This is a genomic window from Sphingobium sp. KKT206, assembly GCF_055640555.1.
This window is the reverse complement of record NZ_CM145764.1, coordinates 2081425-2097669: the sequence shown is the minus strand read 5'-3', so window position 1 is coordinate 2097669 and position 16245 is coordinate 2081425. Positions and strand designations below refer to the sequence as shown.

Annotated in this window: 15 protein-coding genes; 3 read left to right on the top strand and 12 right to left on the bottom strand. The window is 63.4% G+C overall.

The window, feature by feature from the left end:
• Positions 1–28: 28 nt before the first annotated feature.
• The 9 genes from ACZ2HM_RS10030 to ACZ2HM_RS09990 all read right to left on the bottom strand — a co-directional run bounded on the left by ACZ2HM_RS10030 (position 29) and on the right by ACZ2HM_RS09990 (position 9684).
• Positions 29–841: a class I SAM-dependent methyltransferase gene (locus tag ACZ2HM_RS10030; protein WP_037477474.1), complete on the bottom strand. Its 813-nt coding sequence runs from the start codon at positions 839–841 to the stop codon at positions 29–31.
• 95 nt (positions 842–936) lie between these two features.
• Complete coding sequence (locus ACZ2HM_RS10025) at positions 937–2460, bottom strand: CpaF family protein (protein ID WP_037477472.1); 1524 nt, start codon at positions 2458–2460, stop codon at positions 937–939.
• 207 nt (positions 2461–2667) lie between these two features.
• Positions 2668–2922, bottom strand: coding sequence for an ATP synthase F1 subunit epsilon (locus tag ACZ2HM_RS10020; RefSeq protein WP_037477469.1), 255 nt, complete (start codon positions 2920–2922; stop codon positions 2668–2670).
• A 178-nt stretch (positions 2923–3100) separates the two neighbouring features.
• Positions 3101–4546 carry a F0F1 ATP synthase subunit beta gene (gene atpD, locus ACZ2HM_RS10015; RefSeq protein ID WP_037477467.1) on the bottom strand — a complete coding sequence of 482 codons (1446 nt, stop codon included), beginning with the start codon at positions 4544–4546 and terminating at the stop codon, positions 3101–3103.
• A 24-nt stretch (positions 4547–4570) separates the two neighbouring features.
• Positions 4571–5455: a F0F1 ATP synthase subunit gamma gene (locus ACZ2HM_RS10010; RefSeq protein ID WP_037477465.1), complete on the bottom strand. Its 885-nt coding sequence runs from the start codon at positions 5453–5455 to the stop codon at positions 4571–4573.
• A gap of 12 nt (positions 5456–5467) precedes the next feature.
• The gene (locus ACZ2HM_RS10005) at positions 5468–5854 is read right to left on the bottom strand and encodes a hypothetical protein (RefSeq protein WP_193378882.1); all 387 of its coding nucleotides are present in this window, start codon (positions 5852–5854) and stop codon (positions 5468–5470) included.
• Positions 5851–7380 (bottom strand): F0F1 ATP synthase subunit alpha, encoded by a 1530-nt coding sequence (atpA, locus tag ACZ2HM_RS10000; RefSeq protein WP_037477463.1) that lies wholly within the window; start codon positions 7378–7380, stop codon positions 5851–5853. The genes ACZ2HM_RS10005 and atpA overlap by 4 nt, the downstream gene beginning before the upstream one ends.
• A gap of 2 nt (positions 7381–7382) precedes the next feature.
• Positions 7383–7937 (bottom strand): F0F1 ATP synthase subunit delta, encoded by a 555-nt coding sequence (locus tag ACZ2HM_RS09995; RefSeq protein ID WP_037479226.1) that lies wholly within the window; start codon positions 7935–7937, stop codon positions 7383–7385.
• A gap of 199 nt (positions 7938–8136) precedes the next feature.
• Positions 8137–9684 (bottom strand): S1C family serine protease, encoded by a 1548-nt coding sequence (locus tag ACZ2HM_RS09990; RefSeq protein ID WP_470425140.1) that lies wholly within the window; start codon positions 9682–9684, stop codon positions 8137–8139.
• 110 nt (positions 9685–9794) lie between these two features.
• On the opposite strand from ACZ2HM_RS09990, the gene ada reads away from it, so the two are divergent.
• Together ada and ACZ2HM_RS09980 are read left to right on the top strand one after the other, a co-directional pair.
• Positions 9795–10847, top strand: coding sequence for a bifunctional DNA-binding transcriptional regulator/O6-methylguanine-DNA methyltransferase Ada (gene ada / locus ACZ2HM_RS09985; RefSeq protein WP_037480732.1), 1053 nt, complete (start codon positions 9795–9797; stop codon positions 10845–10847).
• Positions 10848–10917: 70 nt separating this feature from the next.
• On the top strand, positions 10918–12429 hold the full coding sequence (locus ACZ2HM_RS09980; protein ID WP_470425139.1) for a hypothetical protein: 1512 nt from the start codon (positions 10918–10920) through the stop codon (positions 12427–12429).
• Here the strand turns inward: ACZ2HM_RS09980 and ACZ2HM_RS09975 are convergent.
• The 3 genes from ACZ2HM_RS09975 to ACZ2HM_RS09965 are packed head-to-tail and all read right to left on the bottom strand — an operon-like array spanning position 12344 to position 15414.
• Positions 12344–12553, bottom strand: coding sequence for a DUF1289 domain-containing protein (locus tag ACZ2HM_RS09975; protein WP_470425138.1), 210 nt, complete (start codon positions 12551–12553; stop codon positions 12344–12346). The genes ACZ2HM_RS09980 and ACZ2HM_RS09975 overlap by 86 nt on opposite strands.
• Complete coding sequence (locus ACZ2HM_RS09970; RefSeq protein WP_470425137.1) at positions 12553–14721, bottom strand: primosomal protein N'; 2169 nt, start codon at positions 14719–14721, stop codon at positions 12553–12555. Before ACZ2HM_RS09970 ends, ACZ2HM_RS09975 begins: the two co-directional genes overlap by 1 nt.
• A gap of 45 nt (positions 14722–14766) precedes the next feature.
• Positions 14767–15414 carry a DUF2490 domain-containing protein gene (locus ACZ2HM_RS09965; protein ID WP_470425136.1) on the bottom strand — a complete coding sequence of 216 codons (648 nt, stop codon included), beginning with the start codon at positions 15412–15414 and terminating at the stop codon, positions 14767–14769.
• 143 nt (positions 15415–15557) lie between these two features.
• Here ACZ2HM_RS09965 and fsa point away from each other — a divergent pair, with 143 nt between their 5' ends.
• Positions 15558–16211 carry a fructose-6-phosphate aldolase gene (gene fsa, locus ACZ2HM_RS09960; RefSeq protein ID WP_470425135.1) on the top strand — a complete coding sequence of 218 codons (654 nt, stop codon included), beginning with the start codon at positions 15558–15560 and terminating at the stop codon, positions 16209–16211.
• The last annotated feature ends 34 nt before the right edge of the window (positions 16212–16245 follow it).

Genomic DNA, 16245 nt, shown 5'->3' with positions numbered 1-16245 from the left:
GACGCAACCGGGCTTGGTCAGGAAAGGCTTATGCCGCAGGCTTGCGGAATTTGAGCGTCATCCGGTCACTCTCGCCAATAGCGAGATATTTGTCGCGATCGACCTCCTTCTGGCTGAGGCCAGGCGGCAATGTCCACACGCCCTTGGCCCAATCGGTCGTATCCTTGGGGTTGGCATTCACTTCCGACGCCTCGACAAATTCAAAGCCTGCCTCCTGCGCAATCCGCTTGATGGTCGAGACTTTGAGATAGCCGCTGCTCTTTTCCAGCGCGCTGTCGCGATCTTCGGGCAGGCGATGATCGACCACGCCCAGCGTGCCGCCGGGCTTGAGCATCGCGAAGAAGGCCTTGAAGGTTGCCGCTTCGCTGCCTGCCATGACCATATTATGGACGTTGCGGAAGGTCAGCACCGTATCCACGCTCCCCGCCGGGATCGTGCCGGCTGCATCGGGATGGGCAACCAGCGTCACCTTGTCATAGACTGTCGGCTTGGCGGCCAGGAACGTCTTGTAGCCGTCCAGATAACGGCCGCTAGGCTGGAGCGCGTAGAAACGCCCCTTGTCGCGCAGCAGGGGTGCGAGGATTTCGGAATACCAGCCACCGCTGGGGCTATATTCCACCACGGTCTGGGTGGGGGTGACGCCGAAGAAGGCCAGCGTCTCGGCCGGATGGCGATATTGGTCGCGCGCGACATTGGCCGGGGTACGGCTCGGTGCGGCGACAGCGGCCGCGATCGGGTCGGCAGCCTGATGCGCGGCATGATCGGCATGCTGGGCGGCCAGCGGCAGGAGGGGAAGGCAAAGGGCGGTTGCAACAAGTGCGGTACGGGCGAGACGGTTCATCGGGGATCCTCTCTTATAGGGAGAGGCTGATGTGCCGTCCGCCCGTGCCAAGCGCAAGGGGAATGGAAGGGAAAACCCCTCCCGAACATCATAACTTACAGACACGCCTCCAGAAACGGCTGGTCGAAGCCGAACATCCGCGCCTTGTCGAGCGTATAGGGACGCAAGCCCATCGAGCGATATTCGCCGACGATCTTCCCGCTGTCATCCTCGTCATGATATTCGAATTTGAACAATTCCTGGGTGACGATGACGTCGCCCTCCATACCGATGACTTCGGTGACGTTGGTGATGCGGCGGGATCCGTCGCGCAGGCGTTTCACCTGGATGATCAGGTCGACCGAATCGGCAATCTGCTTGGAAATTGCTTCCTTGGGGATTTTGATGTCGCCCATCAGGATCATATTTTCCATACGGCCCAGGCATTCGCGCGGGCTGTTGGCGTGCAGCGTACACATAGAGCCATCATGGCCGGTGTTCATCGCCGCCAGCAGATCGAAACATTCCGCGCCACGAATTTCGCCCAGAATGATGCGGTCCGGCCGCATACGCAGGGCGTTCTTGACGAGATCGCCGATGGTGATGGCGCCATTGCCTTCCAGATTGGCCGGGCGGGTTTCGAGCGGCAGCCAGTGCGGCTGTTGCAGGCGCAGTTCCGCCGCATCCTCGATCGTCAGCACGCGCTCACCCGGATCGATCATTTTCGACAGGGCGTTAAGCATCGTCGTCTTGCCCGAACCGGTGCCGCCCGAAATGACGATGTTGAACCGGCAGGCACCGGCAATCTTGAGCGCGGTCGCCATTTTGGGGCTCATCGCGCCCCAATTGGCCAGCATGTCGAGCGTAATCGGCTTGGCGGAAAATTTACGGATCGAGATCGCCGTGCCCTTGAGGCTCAGCGGCGGCACGATCACGTTGACGCGGCTGCCGTCGGGCAGGCGGGCGTCGGCCAGCGGTGTAGTCTGATCGACGCGGCGGCCGACCTTGTTGACGATCCGCTGCGCGATCTGGAACAGATGCTCCTCATCGCGGAACTTGATCGGGGCGATGACCAGCTTGCCCTTTTTTTCGATATAGGTCTGGTCCGGTCCGTTCACCATGATGTCGGTGATGTCCGGGTCGTTCAGCAATTCTTCGAGCGGGCCAAGGCCCAGCAATTCATCGACCAGCACCTTTTCCAGCGCGAATTGTTCGCGCCGGTTGAGGGTGAGCTTGAGTTCGGCCAGCACCTCCAGGATGATCGGGCGGAATTCCTCCGCCAGCTCATCCTTGGTCAGCGTCGCCGCGGCTTCGGGGTCGACACGTTCCAGCAGGCGGGGCAGCACCTGCTCCTTGATCTTGTGGACGCTCGCCTCGAACCCTTGCGGCCCGGCGTCGGGCAGATGCTCGGCATTGGCGCGATCGGACAGGCGCATCATCGCATCGGCATTGCGCTGCATCTGGCTTGTCGGGGCAGACAACGAGTCGAAACTCTCGCCGGGCAGCGACGCTATGTCGAGTGGCGGGAACTGGTCGCCGCCGCGCGGCTCCTCCTTCGCGCTGCCGCCGTGCATCGGTCGGGCGACGCCAAAGCCGGTCTTGATCGCGGCAGGTCCATTTTTCCGTCCAAAGGCGCTCATATATCTCCGCCAGCAATTCGCGACCGTCGCCGGCCTGATGGTGTCGGATAAGGTGAATAGATTGGAAACTTTGACAAATGGCTAATGGCGCATTGGCCAATCAGTGCCCGCCCACGGGGGCGAACATAGGGTGACAATAAAAAGGGGCGCCAACAGCACCCCTCCTCATGCGGTTGGGCCAATGCCCGCCGCTCTATCGCTGAAGGATCAACCCGCCTTTTCGGCCAGCACCGTCAGGCCCTTTTCATTGACCTCGGCAAAGCCGCCCTGGACCGGAATAATCTCCGGCGTGGCCCCTGCCGACGCATAGATCTGGATGCTGCCGTCGCGCACGGTCGACATGAAAGGCGCATGGCCCTCCAGCACGCCGAAGTCGCCATCGGTGCCCGGCACCACGACCTGCCACACGTCCGCCGCACGAACGAGCTTTTCGGGGGTCACGAGTTCAAAATGCAGTGCCATGTTTTCGATCCTCTTGCCCTCTCCCGCCTTCGCGGGAGAGGCTACGAAGACTTGGCAGCTTGCTGCCTAGTCAAAGTCGGTGAGGGTCTTCCTGTCTTTCCGCTCATTGCCAGAAAGAGAGGAAGACCCTCACCCAACCCTCTCCCGCGAAGGCGGGAGAGGGCTAGATAGATTCTGCTTACGCCGCTTCGGCGGCCAGCTTCTTGGCCTTCTCGACGGCTTCGTCGATGCCGCCGACCATGTAGAAGGCGTTTTCGGGCAGATGGTCATATTCGCCATCGACCACGGCCTTGAACGACTTCACCGTGTCTTCGATCTGCACGAACTTGCCGCTGATGCCGGTGAAGACTTCGGCGACGTGGAAGGGCTGCGAAAGGAACTTCTGGATCTTGCGCGCGCGGGCAACGGTCAGCTTATCCTCTTCGGACAGCTCGTCCATGCCCAGAATGGCGATGATGTCCTGCAGCGACTTATACTTCTGCAGGATCGACTGGACCGCGCGGGCGGTGTCATAATGTTCCTGGCCCACGGTGCGGGCGGTCAGCATGCGGCTGGTCGAATCGAGCGGATCGACCGCCGGGTAGATGCCCAGCTCCGAAATCGCGCGGTTGAGGTTCGTGGTCGCATCAAGATGCGCGAACGAGGTTGCCGGTGCCGGATCGGTAAGATCGTCCGCGGGAACGTACACGGCCTGGATCGAAGTGATCGAACCCTTATTGGTCGAGGTGATGCGCTCCTGCAACTGGCCCATGTCGGTCGCCAGCGTCGGCTGATAGCCCACGGCCGACGGGATACGGCCGAGCAGAGCGGACACTTCCGCGCCTGCCTGGGTGAAGCGGAAGATATTGTCGACGAAGAACAGCACGTCCTGATTTTCGACGTCGCGGAAATATTCGGCGATGGTCAGGCCCGACAGGGCAACGCGGGCACGCGCGCCTGGAGGCTCGTTCATCTGGCCATAAACCAGCGCAACCTTGGAGCCTTCGGAAATGGCGTTGCCATCGGCGTCCTTGGCGATAACGCCTGCGTCGAGGAATTCGTGATAGAGATCGTTGCCCTCACGGGTCCGCTCACCCACGCCTGCGAAGACCGACGTGCCGCCATGGCCCTTGGCGATGTTGTTGATGAGTTCCTGAATGAGAACCGTCTTGCCCACGCCCGCGCCGCCGAACAGGCCGATCTTGCCGCCCTTGGCATAAGGGGCGAGAAGGTCGATGACCTTGATGCCGGTGACCAGGATTGAGCTTTCGGTCGACTGGTCGACGAAATCGGGTGCCTTGGCATGGATGGGCGAGCGCATCTCGGTCTGCACCGGGCCGCGTTCGTCGATCGGTTCACCGACGACGTTGAGAATGCGGCCGAGCGTGGCCGGACCGACGGGAACGCTGATCTGCGCGCCGGTGTCGGTGACTTCCTGGCCGCGGGTCAGACCTTCGGTCGAATCCATCGCGATGGTGCGGACGGTGTTTTCGCCCAGATGCTGGGCGACTTCGAGCACCAGCCGCTGTCCGTTATTGCTGGTTTCCAGCGCCGAGAGGATGAACGGGAGCGCATCGGGGAAGGTCACGTCGACGACGGCGCCGATGACCTGCGAAATGCGGCCTACATTGTTGGTGGTTGCCATGACTGCTTCCTTGCGTGCGTGTACTTAGAGGGCTTCCGCGCCCGAGATGATTTCGACCAGTTCAGTGGTGATCGCGGCCTGGCGGCTGCGGTTATACTGGATGGTCAGCTTGTTGATCAGGTCGCCTGCGTTGCGCGTGGCATTGTCCATCGCATTCATCGACGCGCCCTGTTCGGATGCGTTGTTTTCCAGCAGCGCCTTGAACAGCTGGATCGCGATGTTGCGCGGCAGCAGGTCGTCCAGGATCGCTTCCTCGCTCGGCTCATATTCCACCGTGGCGCCAATGGCGTTGCGGTCGGCATCGGCCGGGATCTTGACGGGGATGATCTGCTGCTCGGTCGGGATTTGCGACAGGGCCGACTTGAAGCGCGAATAGAAAAGGTGCGCCATGTCGAACTTGCCGTCCAGATACATGGTGGTCAGCTCGTTCGCGATCGCCTGCGCCTGATCATAGCCGGGCTGCTTGGCGCCGGTGGTATCGAACTGGGCAACGATCGCGCCGGGGTAGAGGCGGTTGATCACCGGGCGACCCTTGCGGCCGATCAGGTAGAATTTCACCGTCTTGCCCTGCTCGATCAGCGCATCCGCCTTCACGCGTGCGGCCTTGACGATGTTCGCGTTGAACGCGCCAGCGAGGCCACGGTCGGAGTTGGCGACGACCAGCAGATGCACCTCATCCTTGCCGGTGCCCGCCAGCAGCGGCGATGCGCCTTCGCCCGAACCGCCCGCAATCTTCGACGCGAGGCTGGCGACCACGGCTTCCAGACGGCTGCTATAGGGACGCGCGGCTTCCGCTGCGGCCTGCGCCTTGCGCAGCTTCGCGGCGGCGACCATCTGCTTCGCCTTGGTGATCTTCTGGGTCGATTTGACCGACCCGATCCGGATCTTCAGTTCTTTAAGACTAGCCATTGTTCACTACCGTCATTGGGCGCGCTCGGCGTTCCAGTTGAACAGGAAATTGCGATGTTCGGCCCATGTCTGCCCTTCCACCTTGCCGCCTGTCAGACAAGCGGCCGTGTGATAGGGACCGGCCCCGTCCGTCGTCCGAAAGCTGACGCAGGTACGGCCGTTTCCGGCTTTCCAGCGCCCCGTTTGAATGTCGCTATCGTAAAAGCTACCCGACACGCTGCCGTCCGCTTGAAGCGTCAACGCCATCGTCTTGACGTAGCTTTTGTCTCCGGCGGGCGACAGATCGACCGTCCAGCGACCATTGAGCGCGCCGCCCGAGGCGACGTCATCCGCCGATCCTTGCGCGAACGCAGGAGCAGCGGTGACGCACGCCAGCAGAAGAGCGGCGCGAGCGATCACGCGAACGTCTTGCCGAAGCTGTCGAGCGCGGCCTTGAGCTTGCTCTTGGCTTCGTCACCCAGATCCTTGGTATCGCGGATCATGCCCAGCACGTCGGCATGTTCGTGGCGCAGATAGCCCAGCATCATCTCTTCATAGCGGTTCACATCGCTGACGGCGATCCCGTCGAGATAGCCGTTGGTGCCAGCGAAGATCGACGCGGTCTGCTCTTCGAAGGGCAGGGGCGAGAATTGCGCCTGCTTGAGCAGCTCGGTCAGGCGCGCGCCACGGTTCAGCAGCTTCTGCGTCGAAGCATCAAGGTCCGAACCGAACTGGGCGAAGGCCGCCATTTCGCGATATTGCGCCAGCTCCAGCTTGATCGAGCCGGACACCTTCTTCATCGCCTTGGTCTGCGCGGCGGAACCGACGCGCGACACCGACAGGCCGACGTTGATGGCCGGGCGGATACCCTGGTAGAAGAGGTTGGTTTCGAGGAAGATCTGGCCGTCGGTGATCGAAATCACGTTGGTCGGAATATAGGCCGACACGTCGCCCGCCTGGGTCTCGATGATGGGCAACGCGGTCAGCGAACCCGATCCATTGTCGCTGTTCATCTTCGCCGCGCGCTCCAGCAAGCGGCTGTGCAGATAGAAAACGTCGCCAGGATAGGCTTCGCGGCCCGGAGGACGACGCAGCAGCAGCGACATCTGGCGATAGGCGACGGCCTGCTTGGACAGATCGTCATAGACGATGACGGCGTGCATGCCGTTGTCGCGGAAATATTCGCCCATGGTCACGCCGGTATAGGGCGCAAGATATTGAAGCGGGGCAGGCTCGGAAGCGGTAGCGGCGACGACGATCGAATATTCCATCGCGCCATTTTCTTCGAGCTGCTTGACGATCTGCGCCACGGTCGAGCGCTTCTGGCCGATCGCGACATAGATGCAGTAGAGCTTCTTGCTCTCGTCATCGCCCGCATTGGCGGTCTTCTGGTTGATGAAGGTATCGATCGCGACGGCGGTCTTGCCGGTCTGGCGATCGCCGATGATCAGTTCGCGCTGGCCGCGGCCGACGGGGACGAGCGTGTCGATGGCCTTGAGGCCGGTCTGCACGGGCTCATGGACCGAGGTGCGCGGGATGATGCCGGGCGCCTTGCGCTCGACGCGCATGCGCTGGTCGGACACGATCGGACCCTTGCCGTCGATGGGATTACCAAGGCCGTCCACGACGCGACCCAGCAGACCCTTGCCGACGGGCACGTCGACGATGGTGCCGGTGCGCTTGACGGTGTCGCCTTCCTTGATCTCGCTGTCGGACCCGAAGATCACGACACCGACATTGTCGGCTTCCAGGTTCAGCGCCATGCCCTGAATCCCGTTGGCGAATTCGACCATCTCGCCCGCCTGGACGTTGTCGAGGCCATGGACGCGGGCGATGCCGTCACCCACGGTCAGAACGGAACCGACTTCGCTGACCTGCGCTTCGGTGCCGAAATTGGCGATCTGGTCCTTGATGACCTTCGAGATTTCTGCGGCGTTGATATCCATGTTCAGCCTTTCATCGCCATAGCGAGACTATTCAAACGGGTACGAATGGAGCTGTCGATCATCTGGCTGCCGATCTTGACGACCAGCCCGCCCAGGATCGCGGGGTCGACTTTGGCATCGACGGCGACGGTGCGGCCGACGCGGGCGCGCAGATTTTGTGCCAGCGCGGCGATCTGCTGCGCGTCGAGCGGATGCGCGCTCGTCACTTCGGCGCGGGCCTCGCCCTTGTGATTCGACAGCAGCGTTTCATAGGTGCGGATGACCGCGCCCAATTGCCCCAGGCGACGGTTCTGCGCCAGCACGCCCAGGAATTTCGTCGTCAGCGGATCGATGCCCATGGCGGATGCCACGGCCGCGATCGTCTTGCCCGATGCGTCCCGGCTCAGCACGGGGCTGTTGATAAGGCCCTTGAAATCAGGGGATTGGGCGATAGCCGCCTTCAACCCGGACAGGCTTTGCGCCACCGTGTCGAGCGCGTTCGCGTCGCGAGCCAGATCGAACAGCGCCACCGCGTAGCGGCCGCTGAGGCTGGCCTGTATGCCGCCATTAGTCTCCACGCGCTTGCCGTCCTCCATTGACTTACTGGCAGGTGATTTGCCGGTCATGCAAAAAGAGAGGGGAGCAGTTACGCCCGTCCCCCTTGTTGTCGGGCCGGTTAGCAGCGCGATTATGACTATGCAAGTCATGGTGCGCGATTCCATCATTAGTCGGAAGGGCGCGCCATTTGCCTGAGTTTTTATCGCCCGCGCGAATCGGCTATTGCGCCGCTTCGGCCGGGGCAAGCCGTCCCTTCTGGCAATGATAGACGATCCGCTCATTGGGCTGGGCGGGCAGCAGCGTGGTCAGGTCCGATTGCAGCGTAGCGATGCGTGCCAGGGCTTCTGGGTCACTGCCGCAACCGGGGAAAGGCTTGTCGCCCAGCAGCGCGCGCGCCTTGGCCATATTCTCCATATCGGGCAGCCAGCGCTGGACGCGCAGCGTGCCACTGACCGGATCGAACGCGCTCATGGTCACGAAATTGCCCTGCGCGGGGATACTCGCGCGCTGCCATTTGGTCCCACTCGCGACATATTGCGTGTCGCCATCGACGCAGCCACCTTCGGCCCAGTTGAACCCGATATCGTTGGGCTGCGAAACGGAGAGGCGGCTGCGCTGCAGGTCGACCCGGCAGATATTGTCCCCGGCCCAGGCATAGGCGCCATTGCCTGTGATGCTCTTGTCCTGCGGCAAAGCCGTGCGTTCCTCGATCGTGTCGAAACTCGGCTTGAACACGAACAGGGCCAGCGCGGCGAACAGCAACGCCCCGCCGCCGCCAATGCCCCATATGGCGGGCTTTTCCTTGTCCTGGCTGTAGAATAGCCCGCCTGCGCCCAACCCCAAGACCGCCAGCGCCAGCAGCACCGCCGCGCCCGCCATGGCGTTTTCGCGCGCGGTGATGACATCGCGCACGGCGGCATCGCGCGCGCGCATCAGCGCCTGGTCGCGCGCATCGGCGCTGGCCCGGTTCTTCTGCTCGCTTGCCTGCGATTCGCGCTGGGTGATGGAGGCTTCGGCGGCGTCCGCCTCCGCCATCGACCGGCACGGGACGACGGTGCGCAACGACGCGACGCCCGCCTGCCGCAGGAAGGAGGCGATCTCGCGCCACGACACGGCAAAGCCGAATTCGGCGTCGTTGCCGTCCGAAATCGACCCGAAACTATTGACCCCCAGCACCCGGCCGCAATCGTCCACCAGCGGCCCGCCGCTATTGCCCGCCGCCAGAGGTGCAGTGTGCAGCACCGTCTCGAAACTCTGGCTTGCGCGTCCCGCCGACACATTGCCACTGGTCTTCACCGTCGCCAGCGGCTCGACCAACTGCTTGAGACCAAGCCCCTGCGCCCGATCGACCGTGCCGGGATAGCCGATCGCGGTGACATGCTGCCCATCCGATATCGCCCCGGCGTAAAAAGTGCTGACCGGCAGGCTGCCTTCCTCCAGTTGGATAAGCGCCAAATCATTACCCGGCGAAAAGGCGATGATGCGCCCACCATAGGTCTTGGTGCCCTCTGACGGGATCACGCCGATGACCAGATTCTTTTCCTCGCGCGCCAGTTCGACGACATGGGCGTTGGTCAATATCTTGTCGGGCGCGACCGCCAGGCCGCTGCCATGGCCAACGAAATAGGCCTCGCTGCCATCGGTCGCGACCAGCACCACCCGCACCACCCCGCGCGCCGCTGCAGCGATATCCTGCTGTTCGGCGTGGGATGTTGCTGGCGCGAAAAGCGCGATCAGCAGGGCGAAGCGGCGGAGGAGGGCGATCATGAGCGGGCATACATATTGGATGGCGGGCGCGGCGCAATCGGGAAATGCCGCAATGTTTTGAAAGCAAGGCGCGGGAAGCATGGCCAAGCGCCCGCGTCTATTCCATAGGCATGACCCTGATGACAGCCCTTGCCGACCCGATGCCTGACGACGCGACCTGTTGGGCCGCTTTCCTGGCGCGCGACCGCACCATGGACGACCGTTTCGTCGGCTGCGTCGCCACTACCGGCATTTATTGCAAACCGAGCTGCGCCGCCCGCCATCCCAAACGCGAAAATATGCGCTTCCTGCCAGACCCCGCAGCGGCGCGCGCAGCGGGGTTCCGCGCTTGCCTGCGTTGCCGCCCGGACGAGGTGGGCCGCGACCGAATCGCCGTCGCGGCGGCGCGCGCGCTGATCGAGGCGACGGAAGACGCCACCCGGCTGGAGGCGATCGCCGCCCATGTCGGCTATGCCCCGCATCATTTCCACCGCCTGTTCAAGCGCGAAACCGGCCTCACCCCTGCCGCCTATGCCCGCGCCCTGCGCGCCGACCGATTAAAGGCCGCGCTCGACGTGCCCGGCAGCGTGACGAGCGCCATCTATGCAGCGGGCTATAATGCGCCCAGCCGCGCCTATGCCGACGCCGACCGCCATCTGGGCATGACGCCCAGCGCCTGGAAGGATGGCGGGCGCGGCGCGCTGATCCGCTGGCGCACGATCGACAGCAGTCTTGGGCCGCTTTTGGTCGCGGCGACGGCGCGCGGCCTGTGCTGTATCAGCTTCGGCGAGGGCGAGGCAGAGTTGCGCGCCCGCTTCCCCAATGCTGATCTTCAACCGGCCGACGCCACTCTCGACCAGTTGGCGGAGGCCGTCGTGACACTGGTGGATCATCCGGGCGAAACGCCGGATTTGCCGATCGACGTCTGCGGCACGGCCTTCCAACAGGCCGTCTGGGCCGCGCTGCGCGCCATCCCGCCGGGCGAAACGCGCAGCTACAGCGAGGTAGCCGCCGCCATCGGTAGGCCGCAAGCCGTCCGCGCGGCGGGCAGCGCCTGTGGCGACAATGTTCTGGCGGTCCTCGTCCCCTGCCACCGCGTGCTGCGCAGCGATGGTACGCTGGGCGGCTATGCCTGGGGTCTGGACCGCAAGCAGGCGCTGCTCGCTCGCGAAAAGGGCGAGTAGCGGGCCGATTGTATCTTTCCTTCGTGCCATCGCTCGGCCACTCTGAAGGCTGGGCCAAATGGGGGATATGATGCGATTCTGGTTGAAGGCGCTGGCGGCGCTGATGCTCGCGCTGCCCGGCGTCGCACACGCGACCTGGTGGCAGGCAAAGACCGACCATTTCACCGTTTACAGCGAGGGCAAGGACGAAACGCTGCGCGGCTTTGCCGAACGTCTGGAGAAGTTCGATTTCCTCCTGCGCCGCCTCTATGGCGTCACGGATCGGCAACAGGGCAGTCCGGTCAAAGTCTACCTTTTGTCCAACGACCGCAAGGTGCAGGATCTGGCGGGCAACCGCAATCTCAAGGGCTTTTACACAACGTCGGAACGGAACGCCTACGCCTTCCTCTCACGTGAAACGAAGAACGGTCAGTTCGGTATTGGGGCAGAGGAAATACTGTTCCACGAATATGCCCATCATTTCATGCTGCACTATTTTCCAGCCGCCTACCCCGCCTGGTTCGTGGAGGGGTTCGCCGAATTTTTTTCCGTCGTGAAGTTCCCCAAAAACGGATCGATCGAGTTCGGCCATATCCCGATGGCACGGGTACCGGGCCTCGTGCTGGGCCAGCCCTATCCGTTGACGCAACTGCTGGCGCGCGAAACCAAAGGACTGAACCTGCGAGACGGCGATCGCTTTTATGGCACCGCCTGGCTGCTGACCCATTTCTATTTTCAGCACGCCTCCAACCGGAAGGCGGAGATCAACCGCTACCTGACAGAGATTGCCAAGGGCACGACGGACGGCGACGTGGCGGACTATTTTGAGGGCGGGCTGGAAGGTCTCGAAAAAGACCTCAAAGCCTATATGCGTAAAAAGCAATTCATCAGCGTACTCACGCCCAAGGATATGGCGATCGGAGCGATTACCGTGACCGCTGTTGACCCAGCGCAGGCGGCTTTGGTCGAGGATGAGCTACGCTTGACCCACCGCCCCAAGACGGAAGAACTGCCCGGCATTGTCGCGGCTATCCGCACCATTGCTGACCAATATCCCGGCGACGCCTATGCGCAGGCGTTGCTCGCGGAAGCGGAATGGAAGGCGGATCAGGTAGACGCGGCGCTTGCCGCCGCTGACCGCGCCATCGCCAGCAACCCCCAATCCGCGCGCGCCCAAGCTGTTCGCGCAGAAGTGTTGCTGGAACGCGCCAATGACAGCGACAAGGTGGACGACTGGAAGGCTGCGCTGACGGCGATCGTGCGCGCCAACCGTGCTGATACCGAAGACCCGGTGCCGCTCGCGCTCTTCTATCGCTATCATGCCATGCGGGGCGGCAAGATGCCGGACCTTGGCTATGACGGTCTCTACAAGGCATTCAGCCTGCTACCGCAAAACCCCGGCTATCGCTTCAATTTTGCTCAGGCGATGGCTTTTAGGGGTGACTATGCCAGCGCCTCTATTCTGCTCGATCCCATCGCCTATTCGCCCCATGAATCCGGGATGCGCGAAAACGCGCTCAGGATGAAGGCTCAGTTCGACGCGCAGGCTGCGAAAAAGCCGAAGGATGCGGCGACGGCGCAAAGTCCTGCACCCGCGTCATGACGGTGGCGCGCTGCGCGTCGGTCATGCTGCGCCAATGGACGATCTCGTCGATCGTCCGGCCGCAACCGGTGCAGGTCGCGCGCGCGGCATTCAGCGCACAGAGGTTGCGGCAGGGTGTCTCCATCACATGAAGCTGTAGGGATCGACGTCCACCGCCACCCGCGTCCCCGATTTCCACACGATATTGCTCAGCCACTCACGGATCGCGGACTGGATATCCACCTGCCGCGTGGCGTGGATCAGCAAGCGGTGCCGATGCCGCCCACGCAATACCGACAGTGGGGCCGGGGCCGGGCCATAGACCCGCATCCCGTCGATTACGGGCGCGGACTTGCCGATCAGCCGGGCGACCTGCGCGGCTTCATCGGCATCCTCGCTCGAAATGATGATCGCGGCAAAGCGGCCGAAGGGCGGGGCGTTGGCCCGCCGCCGATGCTCGGTTTCCACGGCATAGAATCGCTCGGTATCGCCATCGATCAGCGCCTGGATGACCTCGCTGCTTGGCATTCGCGTCTGGATGAACACCCGCCCCGGCTTGGCACCCCGCCCCGCGCGCCCCGCAACCTGGACGATCTGCTGGAATGTCCGTTCGGCCGCGCGCAGGTCGCCGCCCTCCAGCCCCAGGTCGGCGTCGATCACCCCCACCAGCGTCAGGTTGGGAAAATGATAGCCCTTGGTGACCAACTGCGTGCCGACGATGATGTCGATGTCGCCCGCCTCAACCGACTTGACGAAATCGGCCGCCTTTGCCGGTGAAAACAGCGTGTCGGACGTAGCGATCGCAATCCGCGCCAGCGGCCACAGCGCCTTCACCTCATCGGCGATCCGCTCGACCCCCGGCCCGCAGGCGACGAGGCTGTCCTCCTCCTTGCAGTCCGGGCAGAAACGCGGCGCCGGCACGACATGGCCGCAATGATGGCAGGCCAGCCGATGCGACAGCCGATGCTCCACCATCCAGGCGGTGCAATTGGGGCATTGGAAGCGATAGCCGCAATGGCGGCACAGCGTCAGTGGCGCATAGCCACGCCGGTTGAGGAAGAGCAGGCTTTGCTCGCCCTTTGCCATCGTCTCGTCGATCGCCTTGACCAAAGGCGGCGCGATCCAGCGCCCGCGTTCGGGCGGATCGGTCAGCAGGTTGACGCCCTCGATATGCGGCATTTCCGCCCCGCCATAGCGCGATGGCAATTTGATCTCGGCATAGCGGCCCAATTCCACCTGATGCCGCGTTTCGATCGCGGGGGTGGCGGACGCCAGGATGACCGGGAATTTCTCAATGAGGCCCCGCATCACCGCCACATCGCGCGCGTGATAATGGACGCCATCCTCCTGCTTGAAGCTGGCCTCATGCGCTTCATCGACGACGATGAGGCCAAGGTTGGGATAGGGCAGGAACAGCGCGGACCGCGCCCCCACCACCACTTGCGCTTCGCCCGCCGCAATGGCGCGCCACGCCCGCCGGCGCTCGGTCTGGCGCAGCCCGCTATGCCAGTTGACCGGCACCGTGCCGAACCGCTTTTCGAACCGCTCCAGAAACGGCTCGGTCAGCGCTATTTCAGGCAGCAGCACCAGCACTTGCCGGCCCGCGTGCATGGCCGCGGCGATCGCCTCGAAATACACCTCGGTCTTGCCCGATCCGGTGACCCCGTCGAGCAGGAAGGGCGCGAACTCGTGTGCCCGCACCGCGTCGGCCATGGTGGTCGCCGCCGTCCTTTGCGCGTCCGACAAGGCAGGCGGCGCATGATCCGGGTCGGGCAGGGGGAAGGGGGTATCGACGCTTACCTCGACCGGCTCGAACACATCCTGTTTGATGAGGCCACGGATCACCGCGTCGCTGACCCCGCCGATCATCGCCAGTTCGCGCACCAGCCCTTGCCGCTCGCCAATCCGCTCCAGCGCCTGCGCGCGCTGCTCGGTCATCCGTTCGGGCACGGCGCCCGTCGCCTTATATTCGATGACCGTGCGCGTCCCCTCCAGCGCCGCCATCGACGCCAGCGCCATCCGCAGCACGGCGGCGGGCGGGCTCAGATAATAATGCGCTGTCCATTCGATCAGGCGGCGCAGGGGCGCGGGCAGGGGCGGCGCATCGACCAGTTCGAGCAAATTGCGCAGCCGGTTGTCGCCCACGCTCTCCACATCGGGGAAGCTGTCTTCCTCCCACACCACGCCCACCAATTGGCGCGGCCCCAGCGGCGCGACGACGATGCTGCCGGGCTTGACGTGCATCCCGTGCGGCACGCGATAGTCGAGCGGCCCCAGGGCGGCATTGAGCAGGAGGACACGGGCGCGGGACATGGCACCGTCCTTAGCCCGTCCCGCCCGCCACGCAAATGCCGCGCGTCAGATCCGCCAACTCAGCGTCAGCCACGGCACATGCGACACGATATCGGGCCGCCCATCGCGAAAATTCTGCTGGCGCATATAGAGAATCTGCGCATCGACGTCCTTGGCGATCGGATGACGCAGGCCGATCTGGTGGCGCATCGTCGCCAGACCCGTCTTGTCGCTGGGCCGCCCGCGATTGAGATGGAAAAAGATTTCGGTCGCGGCCACCACCGTCCATTGCTTTGCCGTGTCGACCGGGACGCTCGCCTGCAGCCGCTGGCGCAGCCGCCACACCGGCGCATCGACCGTATCGAAGAAGCGCTGCTCCATGCGGGTGCGGGCCAGCCAGATACCCTTGGTCAGCGTCACTTGCTGGAACAGCCGCAACTCTTCGTCCGCCTCGCTCTTGAGATAGGCAAAGCCCCCGCCCAGTTGCACGACCGGGGCGATGCGGTGGTCGATGGCGATCCGGCTGAGAAACTGCTCGCCGCCGCTCTGGCTGTCGGACCGCGCGCGCTGGCTCGAATCGATCGTCACCAGATCGGCCTCGCTCACCTTGATCATCACCATCTCGGTCAGCCACGCCTGGCTTTCCTGCGTCGCCGCATGAACGGGCAACGGCATGGCCAGCACCGACACGGCAATACTCAGTCGGCACAGCATTATGGCATATCCTTTGGTAAGGTGCCCGCGCCTTAGGGATGTTGCTGCTCTGTTGCAATTGCCGCCCTGCGTCGCCGACGATGGCGAAACCGGCTGCCAGCGGTTAAAGGGGGCCGACTCATTCATCCCCGGAGCCCAAATCCATGAAATTCTTTGTCGATACCGCCGACACCGCCGACATTCGCGACTTGGCTGCCACTGGCTTGCTCGATGGCGTCACCACCAACCCGTCCTTGATCCACAAGTCGGGCCGCGCCTTCCTCGAAGTGGTCGAGGAAATTTGCGGTCTGGTTGACGGCCCCGTCTCCGCCGAAGTCGTCGCGCTCGACCATGAAACGATGATGAAAGAAGCAGAAGTCCTGCGCAAGATCGCGGACAATGTCTGCATCAAGGTGCCGCTGACCATTGACGGCCTCAAGACCTGCAAGGCGCTGACCGACGAGGGCACGCTCGTCAATGTCACGCTCTGCTTCTCCGCCAATCAGGCGCTGCTCGCGGCCAAGGCCGGCGCGTCCTTCATCTCGCCCTTCGTTGGCCGCCACGATGATAATGGCTTCGACGGTATGGCGCTGATCCAGGATATTCGCCTGATCTACGACAATTATGGCTTTGACACCGAAATCCTGGTCGCCAGCGTCCGCCACCCCATCCATGTGCTGGAAAGCGCCCGCATCGGCGCCGACGTTATGACCGCGCCGCCCGCCGTCATCCGCATGCTGTCCAGGCATGTGCTGACCGACAAGGGCCTCGAAGGCTTCGCCGCCGACTGGGCCAAGACCGGCCAGTCGATCCTGTGATCTGAACAGGCGGGACGGCAAGCGTCGTCCCGCC

Excerpts from the sequence above, each read along its gene's own strand:
- ACZ2HM_RS10030 (WP_037477474.1), bottom strand. The coding sequence starts at position 841 with ATGAACCGTCTCGCCCGTACCGCACTTGTTGCAACCGCCCTTTGCCTT.
- ACZ2HM_RS10025 (WP_037477472.1), bottom strand. The coding sequence starts at position 2,460 with ATGAGCGCCTTTGGACGGAAAAATGGACCTGCCGCGATCAAGACCGGC.
- ACZ2HM_RS10020 (WP_037477469.1), bottom strand. The coding sequence starts at position 2,922 with ATGGCACTGCATTTTGAACTCGTGACCCCCGAAAAGCTCGTTCGTGCG.
- atpD (WP_037477467.1), bottom strand. The coding sequence starts at position 4,546 with ATGGCAACCACCAACAATGTAGGCCGCATTTCGCAGGTCATCGGCGCC.
- ACZ2HM_RS10010 (WP_037477465.1), bottom strand. The coding sequence starts at position 5,455 with ATGGCTAGTCTTAAAGAACTGAAGATCCGGATCGGGTCGGTCAAATCG.
- atpA (WP_037477463.1), bottom strand. The coding sequence starts at position 7,380 with ATGGATATCAACGCCGCAGAAATCTCGAAGGTCATCAAGGACCAGATC.
- ACZ2HM_RS09990 (WP_470425140.1), bottom strand. The coding sequence starts at position 9,684 with ATGATCGCCCTCCTCCGCCGCTTCGCCCTGCTGATCGCGCTTTTCGCG.
- ada (WP_037480732.1), top strand. The coding sequence starts at position 9,795 with ATGACCCTGATGACAGCCCTTGCCGACCCGATGCCTGACGACGCGACC.
- ACZ2HM_RS09980 (WP_470425139.1), top strand. The coding sequence starts at position 10,918 with ATGCGATTCTGGTTGAAGGCGCTGGCGGCGCTGATGCTCGCGCTGCCC.
- ACZ2HM_RS09975 (WP_470425138.1), bottom strand. The coding sequence starts at position 12,553 with ATGGAGACACCCTGCCGCAACCTCTGTGCGCTGAATGCCGCGCGCGCG.
- ACZ2HM_RS09970 (WP_470425137.1), bottom strand. The coding sequence starts at position 14,721 with ATGTCCCGCGCCCGTGTCCTCCTGCTCAATGCCGCCCTGGGGCCGCTC.
- ACZ2HM_RS09965 (WP_470425136.1), bottom strand. The coding sequence starts at position 15,414 with ATGCTGTGCCGACTGAGTATTGCCGTGTCGGTGCTGGCCATGCCGTTG.
- fsa (WP_470425135.1), top strand. The coding sequence starts at position 15,558 with ATGAAATTCTTTGTCGATACCGCCGACACCGCCGACATTCGCGACTTG.